Annotated in this window: 9 protein-coding genes and 1 pseudogene; 8 read left to right on the top strand and 2 right to left on the bottom strand. The window is 67.4% G+C overall.

The window, feature by feature from the left end; all coding sequences use genetic code 11:
- The 3 genes from IPV08_RS24630 to IPV08_RS14550 form a co-directional block, all read left to right on the top strand.
- Window positions 1-1,574, top strand: a 1,574-nt coding sequence (locus IPV08_RS24630; RefSeq protein ID WP_246747958.1) for an OmpA family protein, incomplete at its 5' end; no start/stop codon positions are given.
- Between the two features lie 136 nt (window positions 1,575-1,710).
- Window positions 1,711-2,940, top strand: a complete 1,230-nt coding sequence (locus IPV08_RS14555) for an MFS transporter (protein WP_056434632.1) — start codon at window positions 1,711-1,713, stop codon at window positions 2,938-2,940.
- Between the two features lie 155 nt (window positions 2,941-3,095).
- On the top strand, window positions 3,096-4,367 hold the full coding sequence (locus IPV08_RS14550; protein WP_056434635.1) for a hemolysin family protein: 1,272 nt from the start codon (window positions 3,096-3,098) through the stop codon (window positions 4,365-4,367).
- Window positions 4,368-4,407: 40 nt separating this feature from the next.
- Here IPV08_RS14550 and IPV08_RS14545 read toward each other — a convergent pair whose 3' ends face one another.
- The gene (locus tag IPV08_RS14545; protein WP_056434639.1) at window positions 4,408-5,268 is read right to left on the bottom strand and encodes a DMT family transporter; all 861 of its coding nucleotides are present in this window, start codon (window positions 5,266-5,268) and stop codon (window positions 4,408-4,410) included.
- A gap of 121 nt (window positions 5,269-5,389) precedes the next feature.
- Between IPV08_RS14545 and IPV08_RS14540 the strand changes: the two genes are divergently transcribed.
- Window positions 5,390-6,301, top strand: coding sequence for a LysR family transcriptional regulator (locus IPV08_RS14540; protein ID WP_056434643.1), 912 nt, complete (start codon window positions 5,390-5,392; stop codon window positions 6,299-6,301).
- 438 nt (window positions 6,302-6,739) lie between these two features.
- Window positions 6,740-8,437 carry a methyl-accepting chemotaxis protein gene (locus tag IPV08_RS14535; protein ID WP_207412350.1) on the top strand — a complete coding sequence of 566 codons (1,698 nt, stop codon included), beginning with the start codon at window positions 6,740-6,742 and terminating at the stop codon, window positions 8,435-8,437.
- Between the two features lie 283 nt (window positions 8,438-8,720).
- Here IPV08_RS14535 and gltX read toward each other — a convergent pair whose 3' ends face one another.
- Entirely contained in the window at window positions 8,721-10,067 is a 1,347-nt protein-coding gene (gltX, locus tag IPV08_RS14530; protein WP_056434646.1) for a glutamate--tRNA ligase, read from the bottom strand.
- A 738-nt stretch (window positions 10,068-10,805) separates the two neighbouring features.
- Between gltX and IPV08_RS14525 the strand changes: the two are divergent.
- The 3 genes and pseudogenes from IPV08_RS14525 to IPV08_RS14515 all read left to right on the top strand — a co-directional run.
- Window positions 10,806-11,237: pseudogene (locus IPV08_RS14525) on the top strand (formate dehydrogenase); the annotation flags it as partial.
- A 155-nt stretch (window positions 11,238-11,392) separates the two neighbouring features.
- On the top strand, window positions 11,393-12,028 hold the full coding sequence (locus IPV08_RS14520; RefSeq protein ID WP_056434653.1) for a DUF938 domain-containing protein: 636 nt from the start codon (window positions 11,393-11,395) through the stop codon (window positions 12,026-12,028).
- Window positions 12,025-12,753, top strand: a complete 729-nt coding sequence (locus tag IPV08_RS14515) for an SDR family NAD(P)-dependent oxidoreductase (RefSeq protein WP_056434655.1) — start codon at window positions 12,025-12,027, stop codon at window positions 12,751-12,753. Before IPV08_RS14520 ends, IPV08_RS14515 begins: the two co-directional genes overlap by 4 nt.
- Window positions 12,754-13,149: the final 396 nt, after the last annotated feature.

Below are 13,149 nucleotides of genomic sequence, written 5' to 3'. Positions count from 1 at the left end.
GCGCCGAGAGGCCCGACCGGGAGAACCGGCCGGAGCGCGGAGACAAGCCGGACCGGAATGAAAGGCCGGACCGGAACGAGAAGCCCGAGCCAGGCCGCCGCACCGGACCGGACGCGACGCCGGATGCCAAGACGCCGGATGCCAAGACGCCTGATGCAAAGACCCCGGATGCCAAGACCCCGGATGCCAAGACGCCTGACACGAAGGCGCCTGATGCCAGGACTCCTGACACCAAGGCGCCGGACGCGAAGCCTGCTCCGAATGCCCGTCCCGGGGTTCCGGGAAAGCCGTTCGTCCCGCCGGGTCAGGCGCAGGACAAGAACGACCGTGACGACAGGCGGGGGGACGACAGGCGGGGGGACGACAAGCGGGGTCCTGACGATCGGCGTGGCTCCGATGACAAGCGTGGCTCCGACGACCGGCGCGGCCCGGATGACCGGCGCGGCACATCGGACGACAACCGGCCCGGCACGCCCAACCGTCCCGGAAATACCGACCGCACCCCGGCAGCGGGCGATTCCGATCGGCGCAGCGAGATCGAGCGCCGCGACCGTGAACGCCGCGAAGCGTTCGAGCGCAAGGACGAGCGGGATCGCCGTGACGTCTTCAACCGTCCAGGCCGGCCCGGCTATGTCGAGGGCGGGTTCCGCGGGAACGATGTCCGCAGCTACGACGAAGTCCGCCGTGACCGGCGCGAGTTCAACGAGGGCGGCCGGACCTATATCCGCGAGCCTGGCCGCATCATCGTGCGGGACCGCGACAATTACTTCATCCGGCACGACGAGAACGAGCGCTTCCGGTACCTCGACCGCGGTGCCTACCGCAGCGAGCGTCGTGGCGGCGACACGATCACCTATCTCGACCGTCCGGGCGGCATTCAGATCGTCACCGTGGTGGACGATGACGGCCGCCTCGTGCGCCGTTCGCGCCGCTTCCGCGACGGCCGCGAGGTCGTGATCATCGACAACGGCTTCGGCGGTCCCCAGCGTCCGATCTACGAGGATGTCGTCGACCTGCCGCCGCCGGACATCCGCATTCCCCGCGACCGCTACGTGGTGAATTACGAGGGCGCCGACGAGCGGCAGGTCTACGAGGCCCTGTCCGCCCCGCCGGTGGTGGCGGTGGACCGCCGCTACACGCTCGATCAGGTGCGCTACAGCCCGCAGCTGCGGGCACGGATGCGCAGCGTCGACATCGATACGATCACCTTCGATACCGGATCGTTCGACGTCACACCCGATCAGGCCTCGCGGCTCGGCAACATTGCGGCGGCGATCAACCAGGCGGTGAAGGCCAACCCGCAGGAAGTGTTCCTCATCGAGGGTTACACCGATGCGGTGGGCAGTGAGGTCGACAACCTGTCGCTCTCGGATCGTCGCGCCCAGTCGGTAGCGACGGTACTCAGCCAGAACTTCCAGGTGCCGCCGGAGAACCTGACCACCCAGGGCTATGGCGAGCAATCTCTGAAGGTGAACACCCAGGACGCCTCGCGGGAGAACCGTCGGGTCACGGTACGCCGCATCACCCCGCTGATCCAGCAGCAGGGCGAGGCTGCGGACGCTCCGCCCAAGTAAGTCGGGCAAGTAAGGCGGCTTGGCCGCATTGTCGTGACGTCACGGGCCGCATGTCTCGAAAGAGGGGTGCGGCCCGCGCCGTTCCGTGCTTCTCCAACACTCCCGCGAGCGCGCGACATCGAGGAGACCGGCGACCATGGCCGAGGAGAGCGACCGCCTGATCACGGCGGGAACGCCGATCTTTCGTCGGACCACCCTCGCTCTGTTCGCCGCAGGCTTCTCCACCTTCGCCGTGCTCTACGGCGTCCAGCCGCTGATGCCAGTCTTCGCCGACGAGTTCCATGTCTCGCCGGCCGAGAGCAGCCTGTCGCTGTCGCTCCCCTGCGCGATGCTGGCCCTGGCGCTCCTCGTGGTCAGCCCGCTCTCCGAAGTCTGGGGGCGCAAACCCATCATGGTCGCCTCCCTCTTCGCGTCGGCGATCTTCACCCTCATCGCCGTGGTCGTGCCGAGCTGGCATGGCTTCCTGGCATTGCGCGCGCTCACCGGGCTGGCGGCGAGCGGCCTGCCGGCCGTCGCCATGGCCTATCTCAGCGAGGAGATGGATGCCCGCGCCATCGGCCTGTCCATGGGGCTCCTCATCGGCGGAAACGCCATGGGCGGCATGGTCGGGCGGCTGATCGCCGGCATCGTCACCGATCATGTGTCCTGGCGCGTGGGTCTCGGCACCATCGGAATCCTGGCGCTCGTCGCCGCCATCCTGTTCTGGCGCGGTTTGCCGCCATCGCGGCGCTTCCTCGCCAACCGGATGCGCTGGCGCCAGGTGCCGGGCACGTTCGGCCAGCATTTCCGCGATCCGGGCCTGCCCTGGCTCTTCGCGGAGGCGTTCCTGCTCATGGGCGGCTTCGTCAGCGTCTACAATTACATCGGCTTCCGCCTGCTCGATCCGCCCTACAACCTGAGCCAGTCGGCCATCGGCGCGATTTTCGTGGTCTATGTCGCCGGCACGTTCAGTTCGGCGGTGACCGGAGAGATCGCCAGCCGGCTCGGACGCCGCCGGGTCTTGTGGCTCGCCATCCTGCTCGGGATCGTCGGTATTCTCCTGACCCTGTCGGAGCACCTTCCCGTCATCATCGCCGGCATCGTCGTCGTGACGGTGAGCTTCTTCGGCGCCCATTCGGTGGCGAGTTCCTGGATCGGGCGACGCGCCCTGCGCGACCGGGCGCAGGCCTCCTCGGTCTACCTGTCCCTGTATTATCTGGGCTCGTCGGTGCTCGGGACGGCGGGAGGCTGGTTCTTCGATCATGCGGGGTGGACGGGGGTCGTCGCCTTCTTCGGCGGGCTTTACGGGCTCGCGCTGGCCATCGCGCTCCGTCTTTCGCGCCTGCCGCCCCTCGTCCCGGCCACATCCTCCGGCCACGACCGTTGACCCGCCCGCCGCGACGGCCCATCTAGGCGATCGTCGTCGCTCACCGGAGCGACAGGCGAGCAATCGCCGCCGACAGGGCAACAGGCGAGCGATCGCCGACAACTGAGGAAGTCCGGCTCGCTTGGTCCAAGCGGCTCCGGCTTACGGAACCGAACGTGTTCGAGCTCGCCGTCGCTGTCGCTCTGATCGCCCTCAACGGGGCCTTCGCGCTGTCCGAACTCGCCGTCGTCTCGTCGCGGAAGTCGCGGCTGCGGATGATGGTGGAGGCCCGCCGGCCCGGCGCCCAGGCCGCCCTCACCCTCGCCGAGAATCCGGGGCGCTTCCTTTCCGCCGTCCAGATCGGCATCACCCTCGTCGGCATCCTGTCGGGTGCCGTGTCCGGCGCGGCCCTGGGCGAGCGCCTCACCGAGATCCTGTTCGAGGCGGGCCTGTCGAAACCCGTGGCCGATCCTCTCGGATACGGGATCGTCATCGCCATCATCACCTACCTCTCGGTGATCATCGGCGAATTGGTGCCCAAGCACGTGGCCCTGCGCGACCCTGAGGGCATCGCCTGTTTCGTCGCGCGCCCGATGCGTCTCATCTCGCGGATCGCACTTCCGGCGGTCTGGCTCCTCGACGCCTCGACCCGCGCGGTCTTTCGGCTATTCGGCCAGGAAGCCTCCAGCGCCAGCGCGGTGACCGAAGAGGAGATCCGCACCATCGTCGCGGAGGCCGAGACGGCGGGCGTGATCGAGACCGACGAGCGCAAGATGATCGCCGGCGTGCTGCGCCTCGGCGACCGCGCCGTGCGGGGCGTCATGACTCCGCGCACCGACGTCCACTGGATCGACCTCGACAAGGCGCCGGAGGAGATCCGCGCCATGCTGGTCTCGAGCCCGCATTCGCGCATCCCGGTCGGCGAGGGCAACCCGGACAACATGCTCGGCGTCGTGCAGGTGCGCGAACTGGTCAAAGCGCTCATCGAGAACGAGCGGTTCGACCTGCGCGCCTATATCCGCAGCGCCCCCGTCCTGCCCGATACGCTCGACGCTCTCGACGCTCTCACGGCCCTTCAGGCGGCCGACGTTCCGATGGCCCTGGTCCACGATGAATACGGCCATTTCGACGGGCTCGTGACGCCGGCCGACATCCTCGACGCCATCGCGGGCGCATTCCATTCCGAGGATTCGGAACCCGAGGCGGTGCAGCGCCAGGACGGGTCCTGGCTCATCGCCGGCTGGATGCCGGTGGACGAGATGGCCGACCAGCTCGGCATCAAGCTCGAATCGAGCCGCGACTACGAGACCGCCGCCGGCCTCGTCATCGCCAAGCTGCAGCGCCTGCCGGAGACGGGCGAGACCTGCGACATCGCGGGATGGCGCTTCGAAGTGGTGGATCTCGACGGTCGCCGCGTGGACAAGATCCTGGTGTCTCGGATCGCCTGACCTCCAGGGCGGGGCCCCTCCCCCAAAGCCGCGGGCGCGCTCAGGCGTAGCGCTTGGCCCCCGCCACGCAGAGGACGACGAGGCCGGTCACGGCCAGCATGCTCGGGGCGACGGGCTCGTGGAGCAGCAATCCCGCGAGAGCCAGGCCGAAGAACGGCTGCAGCAACTGCAGCTGCCCGACGCCGGCGATGCCGCCCAAAGCGAGCCCGCGATACCAGAACACGAACCCCACCAGCATGCTGAAGACCGAGACGTAGGCGAGGCCGATCCAGGCCGGCAGGCCGATATCGCTCCATGCCGAGGGCAGGCTCATCAGGGCGATGGCGGCCATGACCGGCAACGACAGGACCAGGGCCCAGGAGATGACCTGCCACCCGCCGAGGCGACGCGACAGGGTGGCGCCCTCCGCGTAGCCGAGGCCGCAGAGCAGGATCGCGGCCAGCATCAGGAGGTCGCCGGTGAGCGAGCCGCCCCCGCTTTGGAACAGCGCGAAGCCCGCCACCGTGAGACTGCCGATGCCGGAGAACAGCCAGAAGGCTGGGCTCGGACGCTCACCGCCCCGGATCACGCCGAAGATGGCGGTGGCGAGCGGCAGGAGGCCGATGAACACGATGGAATGCGCAGAGGTGATGTGCTGGAGCGCCAGCGCCGTCAGGAGGGGAAAACCGACGACGACACCAAGGGCGACGATGATGAGCGGAACGAGGTCGCCGATTGCGGGACGGCGCTGACGCAGGGCGAGAAGCATCGTCGCGCCGAGCAGGGCCGCGATCACCGCCCGCGCCGAGGTCAGGAAGAGCGGCGTGAACCCGCCGACCGCCACCCGCGTCGCCGGCAGCGAGGCGCTGAAGATGATGACGCCCACGAGGCCGTTGCCCCACCCCGCCGCATTCCGCTGCATCGCGTCGTCTCGTCCCGGTTGGTGTCGCGGGATCGCACAGGACCCGGCTTAGGCGCCTTGACAATCATCCCGCGCCCATGCCGTCAAATGCTTTCCCCCTCGATGTCCATGCGAAACAGGCATGATGAACCCGGCTCATCTCGATCTCTTCCGCGCCGTCCTGCGCCATGGCGGGATGACGCGGGCCGCTGCGGCTCTCGGCATCGGGCAACCCCATGTCAGCCGCGCGATGGCGCAGCTCGAGGCCGATCTCGGCTTCGCCCTGTTCGTGCGCGGCCATGGCAGCGTGCTGCCGACGCAGGAGGGTGAGGCTTTCGCCCGCGAGGTCGAGCGGACTTACGCGGGGCTCGACCATTTGTCCCAGGCGGCCCGCCAGATTCGCGACCTCGGCACGGGGCCGTTGCGCGTCGCCTGCCAACCGTCCCTGGCCTCGCGGCTGCTGCCGCGGGCGATCCGGCGGCTGAGCGAGGAATCCCCGGGTATCCGGGTCTCGGTCCATGTGCCCGCGCCGGAGACGATCTGGTCCTGGACCGCCTCCGGGCAATGCGATCTCGGCCTCGTGCGGCCTCGCTCCGGCTATTCGGGGGTGATCTGCGAGCCCTTCCTCGCCATCGACGCGGTCTGTGCCCTGCCCCGGGGGCACGCCCTCGCGGCCAGGCGGGTGATCGAGGTGGGCGATCTCGCCGAAGAGCCCCTGATCGCGGGTGCGACGGGGGTGTTCCAACAGGCCATCGAAGCGTCCTTCGCGGCGATCGGCCTCGTCCCGCGCTTCGGCCTCATGGCTCAGTACACGGCGGCGCGTTGCGGCCTCGTCGCCGAAGGACTTGGGATCGCCATCGTCGATCCGCTTCCCGCCCGCGCGCTCGCGAACCTGCCCATCGTGCTGCGACCGTTCCGGCCGCGCCTGCCCATCGAGACGCTGCTGATCCGCCCGGCGGGCCGACCGCCGGGCCAGGCGGCGGAACGGCTCGTGAGACATCTCCTCCGGGAACGGGACGCGCTCGTGCCGAAGGCGGTCGGCGGAGGCGACTGAACCCGAGCCGCGCCGGATCGGGACGGGGCCACCGGCGCCGTCCTGCCGGTCAGGACCGGGTCGCCCTCGATCTCACGCGTCTGCTCCGATTGAGCAGGGAAGCGCCACGCCGACGTGAAGACAGTCGGCGCGACGGACCGCGCCGCCGCTTCGCGAGCAAGCCCCCATGACCTCCGGCCAATGCCAAGCTCTGCTCGATGACGTTCGCCCGAACTGCAAGATTACTCGTATCACATTCAAGTCTCACCATATCACGACCTTGAAATCCAGCATGATATTTCTAATCATTGCCGTACTTCGTTCACCCTTCATTAATTGTCATGAATAGAAACAACTTTTTGACCTGAAAATTCAATCTTAATAATATATTTATACTATCTTTTGTAATACTCATCTGCAAATTTTTGCGTCTGGGCAAATACTATTCTGGAGTTCGAGATGAAGGTCGTTAGGCAAGCCAGCGTGATGCTGAAGATCGCCGTCCCGCTTGCTCTGATGGGCATGATGGCGGTCGGGCTGGTTTTCTATTCGCGCATGGCCCTGAACAGCGTCGCGGAACAGACAAAGACCTACGCCGACGTTCTGTCCGTTCGCCAGGAAGTCTATCTGCGGGCTCAGTTCAAACTCGCGGAAGCAGCACTGCTGAGCCGCAACATCCTGCTGGAGAAGCGGCCGGAAAAGATTGCCGATTACAAGAATCGGTATGAACAAGCCGCCAAGCAAACGCTCGAGCATATCGACAGGCTGATCCTCCTGGCCGATACCCCGGAACGTCGCAAGATCGGCCAGGACGTCCGGCAGCTGGCCGAGGGGTATTTTGACATTCTACGCCGTTCGACGGCGTTCGCCCTGGAGAACGAGATCGCCAAGGCGCTGCAGGTCGTGCAGCAGGAAGGCCAGCCGGCTCGGACGAAACTGAACGGCTTGATCGAGCAGCGCACCCAGCGAATCACGGAGGAAATGCAGGCCGGCAAGCGCGCCCTCGAAGCGGAGGTGGCCGAGACCATTCAGCGCCTGATCGCCACCGCGGCCCTCGGCCTCACGGTCGCGGCGATCCTGGCCGGCCTCATCGTCACCTTCGGCATCACCCGTCCGCTGGCGAGCCTCGTCCTCGTCCTGCAGCGTATGGCTAAGGGAGACATCGACGCCGAGATCGCGGAGGCCAAGCGCGGCGACGAGATCGGCGCCGTGGGCAAGGCGGTGGAAGGCATCAAGGCCATGGTCGCCCGGAAGGCCGCCGAGGATGCCGACATCCGGCGTCTCGCCGAGGAGGTCTCCCAGGCGGAGCGCCAGCGCACGATGATCGCCATGGCCGACAGCTTCGAAGGCGCCGTGGGCGGCATCATCCAGATGGTGTCGGCCTCGGCGACCGAACTCCAGGCCACTGCCCAGACCATGACCTCCACCGCCACGGAAACGGCGAGCCAATCCATGACCGTGGCCGCCGCCGCCGAAGAAGCCGCCACCAACGTCAACACCGTCGCGGCGGCGGCAGAGGAGCTCGGCGTTTCCGTTCAGGAGATCGGACGGCAGGTCAGCGGATCGGCCGATCTCGCCCAGGGCGCCGTATCGGAAGCCGACCGGACGGCGGCCCTGGTGCAGACACTGTCCCAGGCGGCCTCCCGCGTCGGCGACGTCGTGGGACTGATCTCGAACATCGCGGCCCAGACCAACCTTCTCGCCCTCAACGCCACCATCGAGGCAGCCCGCGCGGGAGAGGCCGGCCGAGGCTTCGCCGTGGTGGCCACCGAGGTCAAGGAACTGGCCAGCCAGACGGCGCGGGCGACTCAGGACATCTCCAGTCAGATCTCCCAGATCCAGGGGGCGACCGACGAGGCGGTCTCGGCCATCGCCTCCATCACGGCCCGCATCCGCGAGATCGATTCGGTGGCGACCACCATCGCCGCGGCGGTGGAGCAGCAGGGGGCCGCGACCCAGGAGATCGTCCGCAACGTCGCCCAGGCCGCGACGGGAACGAGCGAAGTGACGAGCAACATTTCGGGCGTCGCGGGGTCCGCCGAAGAGACGGGGGCCGCCGCATCCCAGGTGCTCGGCTCGGCGGGCGAGCTCTCTCGCCAATCCGAGCACCTGAACGCCGAGGTCCGCCGCTTCCTCGCCAGCGTAAGAGCGGCCTGAGGCGGTCTCCGGCCGCTGCACTCGGTGTCCGGCGAGCGCGGGTCCCCTCTCTTGGAAGGAAGGGGGGCCGGCTCCGGCCGACCTGACCGAAGCGACCGACCGGAGGGGGTATGAGGCCGACCGGCATCGGTCTGAGACCGGCCGACGATGAGGAGAACTCATCGTCGGCCGCCCGCGCGACTGCGCGGCGGCGGGCGTCCGCCGAACGCGCTGAAGACGACCATCGGTCGGGATCAGCGCCGCTTGGTCTGAGAAGCGGGATCCGCTTTTCGGGCCGATTCTGTCAGCCTCGACCGCCGAGCCGAGCCGCCACAATGTCCCGGCCGATGAGGGGCAGCAGGCCCGAGAGGTCCGGGCCGTGCTCCAGCCCTGTCACCGCGAGGCGGAGCGGCATGAACAGGGCCTTGCCCTTGGCGCCGGTCCGCTCCTTCACGGCATTGGTCCAGGCCTTCCAGGTCTGGCCGTCCCAGGGCTCGGGCGGCAGCACGTCCAGGGCGGCAGCGGCGAAGCCCGCATCCGCGATGACCGGCGTCACCTCCCCGGCCACGATCCGCCACCATTCGGCGGCGTCCCCGACCTTGGTGAGGTTGGGCTGGATCACCGCCCAGAACGCCTGCGCCCGTTCCTCGGGGATGCCCATTCCGAGGAGGCGTTCGCGTGCCTCCTCATACGGCATGGCATGGATCAGGCGGGCATTGAGCCCGTCGAGTTCCTGCGGATCGAACTTCGCCGGCGCCCGCGAGATGTGGGAGAGATCGACCAGGGCGGCGAGTTCGTCGAGGTTAGGCACCGCGCGCACCGCCTCGGCAGAGCCGGTGAGCACGGCAAGCGAGCGCACCGCGCCGGGTTCATAGCCGGCCTCGCGCAGGCCCCGGAGAGAGAGGTGGCCGAGGCGCTTCGACAGACCTTCGCCGTCGGCGGTTGTGAGCAGGTTGTGGTGGCCGAAGATCGGCACCGGCTGGTCCAGGGCCTCGAAAATCTGCACCTGCACGCCCGTATTGGTGACGTGGTCCTCGCCGCGAATGACATGGGTGATCCCCATCTCGGCATCGTCCACCACGGAGGGCAGCGTGTAGAGGTAGCTGCCATCGGCGCGGATCAGCACCGGGTCCGAGAGAGAGGCGCAATCCACATGCGCCGGCCCGCGCACGAGATCGTCCCAGGCGACGGTGCGGGCGTCGAGCTTGAAGCGCCAATGCGGCGTGCGCCCTTCGGCCTCCAAGGCCGCACGCTCGTCATCGGTCAGGCTGAGCGCGGCGCGGTCGTAGATCGGCGGCTGGCCACGGCCGAGCTGGCGCCGGCGTCGACGCTCGAGTTCCTCCTGCGTCTCGTAGCAGGGATAGAGCCGGCCCGCCGCCTTCAGGCGCTCGGCCGCCGCATCGTGGATGGCGGAGCGGTCCGACTGGCGGACGAAGAGATCGGGCACGATGCCGAGCCAGGCGAGGTCTTCCTCGATGGCGTTGGCGAATTCCTCCGTCGAGCGCTCCCGGTCGGTGTCGTCGAGGCGCAGCAGGAAGCGCCCGCCATGCGCCCGCGCGAACAAGGCGTTCAACAGCGCCGGGCGGGCGTTGCCGATATGGAGATACCCCGTGGGCGAGGGCGCGAAGCGGACGAGAGGGGCGGATGTCATGCCTGCCCGTCTACAGCATCGACCCGAACGGTGGGAACCGGCTTTCGGGAAGACCGGGGCAGGTCGCACATGATAGGCGCCGCCGTCGCACTGGCCGCGATGAGCTCCGCCCGAGCGCGCTTGCAGCCCGGCCCAAACACGATCGCGACCAGAACGAAGTCCGGTCCTGATCGCATGTCATCAGGAGGCAAAGTCGCGGCCGACCTGCGCCTTGCTCTCTACTCTGGGTCAGGTGGCCACGGCTTGGACCTCAGTCTGAGTCTAGTCCCAGTATCCGACGGAGCCTGGACGTTGCGGGAGACCGGACTGGCCCGTTGGCACGGAAGCTTGCTCGGTGTTCCGGCCCCGCGACCCCTCCGAACCCGATAAGTCCAAGCTTATAGATCGCAGGCTGCAGGTTTCATTGCTGTCGCGATAGGATGACGGGTCGCGCTGCGCCGGCGCATCAGACAAAGAGTGCCCAATGCGGCGAGGCTCATTGCCCCCGCCAGGATCCGTGAGGGTCTGACTCCCATGCGCCTGGCCGAGCGATCCAAGGCGACTTCGAAGCCACCGGCGAGATTTGCGACAAGCGGCACGATGGTCGTATCCAAGAAAAACTTCGGCGCCGACGGTCCAGCCGGCTTCTTTAGAAGGTAATCTCGATCAATCATCATCGTAACCTCCGATAATGCCGCACCTGATTTTGCAACTATACATGGATGCATGGGCCGGACGTAGAACCTGACGAGCCGGCCGATGTTCCCGCAGCTGTATTGGCACGGAGATCGTTCATTGGATAAGCCCACCTACAAGCCGTACCGCCTTCCATCAGGGGGATGGGGCTCGGCCCGCTCCGTCGGCAACATCCTGCGGCGCGAAGGGGTGCTGGCGAGCGTGCCGATCGCGCTGACCCGCCACAACAAGGTCGACGGCTACCAGTGCAACAGCTGCGCCTGGGTGAAGCCCGCGAGCCCCCTGCCGTTCGAGTTCTGCGAGAACGGTGTCAAGGCGGTCGCCTGGGAGCTGACCGCGCATCGCTGCACGCCGAAGTTCTTCGCCGAGCACACCGTCACCGAACTTCGGGGCTGGGACGATTTCCACCTCGAACAGCCGGGCCGCCTGACACACCCGCTCCGCTACGACGCCGCCAGCGATAAGTACGTGCCCGTCTCCCGTTGGTCGAAGTCATGATTGAACTCCGTTTGAGGAGCCATCAGCATCTCATCGCGATCGGCCCGCGCCGCAGCTGCGCGCTATGAGCTGAAGACGCGTCTTTTCCCCGAAGTAGGCGCGCTGCCACGAAAGGGCATGCACTCGGCATCGGCCGCGCTTAGAAGTGACCCATGCCCAATACTTTGTTCTCGCCGGCCGCAGCCCGCAACGCCGCCCCGATCGCCGAGGTCCTCGAACGCGTCTTCCCGCCCAGCGGTCTCGTGCTCGAGATCGCGAGCGGATCGGGCGAGCACGTCGTCCATTTCGCCCGTGCGCTGCCCGCCCTCGACTGGCAGCCAAGCGATCCCAATGAAGTGGCCCGTCGCAGCATCGTCGCCCATGCCCACGCCTCCGGGCTGGCCAACATCCGGTCGCCGTTGGCGATCGATGCGATTCGTCAGCCGTGGCCGGTGCCGCGGGTGGACGCGGTCGTCGCGATCAACATGATCCACATCGCACCCTGGGATGCGACCATCGGGCTGATGGCTGGCGCAGAAGCGGCGCTAGCGGGGGGTGGTGTGTTGTACCTCTACGGTCCTTTCCGGGAGCATGGCGCGCACACCGCGCCAAGCAACGCCACGTTCGACAACAGCCTGCGCGCGAGGAATGCCTCCTGGGGGGTCCGCGACATCGAGGCGGTCGTGGCTGCTGCAAAAGCGCATGATCTTCATCTGGCAGAGCGCATCACGATGCCGGCCAATAACCTCAGTTTGATCTTTCGCCGAGGGCGCCGAGGCTCCGCCGTTGACCGGGAGGCCGCGCCTTGACCGCTTCACGCCCGACCAGCGCGGTCGTCATCGGTGCGTCCGGCGGCATCGGTGGGGCCGTGGTCCGCGCGCTCGCCGAGGGCGAAGCCTACGCGCCGATCTTCGCGCTCTCACGCTCGGGATCATCTGTTCCCGCGGGTGTCCGAACCCTCCCGATCGACCTGAGCGATGAGACAACGGTTGCTGCGGCGGCGGCCAGGGTCGGCGAAGCCGGACCGGTGGGTCTGGTTATCGTCGCTACCGGCCTTCTTCACCGGGCGGGTGTCTCGCCTGAGAAGGCGGTCAGGGCGCTCGACCCCGCCGCGATGGCCACCATCTTCGCGATCAACACGATCGGCCCTGCGCTTGTCGCCAAGCATTTCGTGCCCCTGCTTGCGCGACGGGAGCGATGCGTGTTCGCGGCCCTGTCGGCGCGGGTCGGATCGATCGGCGACAACCGACTTGGCGGCTGGTATACCTACCGTGCCTCAAAGTCGGCACTGAACCAGATCCTGCGAACGCTCGCGATCGAGGTCGCCCGAAGCCGACCGGAGGCGATCGTCGTGGGCTTGCATCCCGGCACGGTCGCCTCCGGCCTGTCGCGGCCCTTCCGGCCGGACCCGACGGCCGACGGCGTCTTCTCGCCCGAAGTGAGCGCGGCCCATCTCCTGCGCGTGCTGAACGGCCTTAGCGCGGCCGACACCGGCAGCGTTTTCGCTTGGGACGGTTCGAAGATCCCCGCCTAAGCGCGGTTTCGGCCCAAACGGATAACGGGCAGCTGCCTCGGCTGCTACTAGGATGTGAATGTTTCCCGCAGGATGCGTGGTGCGAGCTTGACCATTGGCATACCGGTTCCTCCAACGTTTAATTAGCCTATCATCCGCCTGAAAGCGGATGAGCAGAAAGCTGTCCATTCCCTTCATAGCCATCTGATAAATTGAATAGCCCGGTAGCGGACGTTCCTAAGGTCTGAGAAGGGTCAGCTTCGGCCGACTAATAAGATCTACTTAACCAATTGACCGCCCGGAAGCAGGCGGACTGTCCTGGCGCCCGTACCGTTCTCCGTTCCGGCACGGCAGATGGTTCGCAGGCGGCCAGCCTAGTAGGCCTATCGTCGAAGGGGCGTGCCATCCGGCCGTGAG

Origin of the sequence: Methylobacterium sp. SD274 (assembly GCF_017355285.1) — a bacterium.
GTDB lineage: Bacteria > Pseudomonadota > Alphaproteobacteria > Rhizobiales > Beijerinckiaceae > Methylobacterium.
This window is presented reverse-complemented; position numbering and strand designations above follow the sequence as displayed.

Coding starts and splice junctions, on each gene's coding strand:
- IPV08_RS14555 (WP_056434632.1), top strand. CDS start 1,711: ATGGCCGAGGAGAGCGACCGCCTGATCACGGCGGGAACGCCGATCTTT.
- IPV08_RS14545 (WP_056434639.1), bottom strand. CDS start 5,268: ATGCAGCGGAATGCGGCGGGGTGGGGCAACGGCCTCGTGGGCGTCATC.
- IPV08_RS14540 (WP_056434643.1), top strand. CDS start 5,390: ATGATGAACCCGGCTCATCTCGATCTCTTCCGCGCCGTCCTGCGCCAT.
- IPV08_RS14535 (WP_207412350.1), top strand. CDS start 6,740: ATGAAGGTCGTTAGGCAAGCCAGCGTGATGCTGAAGATCGCCGTCCCG.
- gltX (WP_056434646.1), bottom strand. CDS start 10,067: ATGACATCCGCCCCTCTCGTCCGCTTCGCGCCCTCGCCCACGGGGTAT.
- IPV08_RS14520 (WP_056434653.1), top strand. CDS start 11,393: ATGCCCAATACTTTGTTCTCGCCGGCCGCAGCCCGCAACGCCGCCCCG.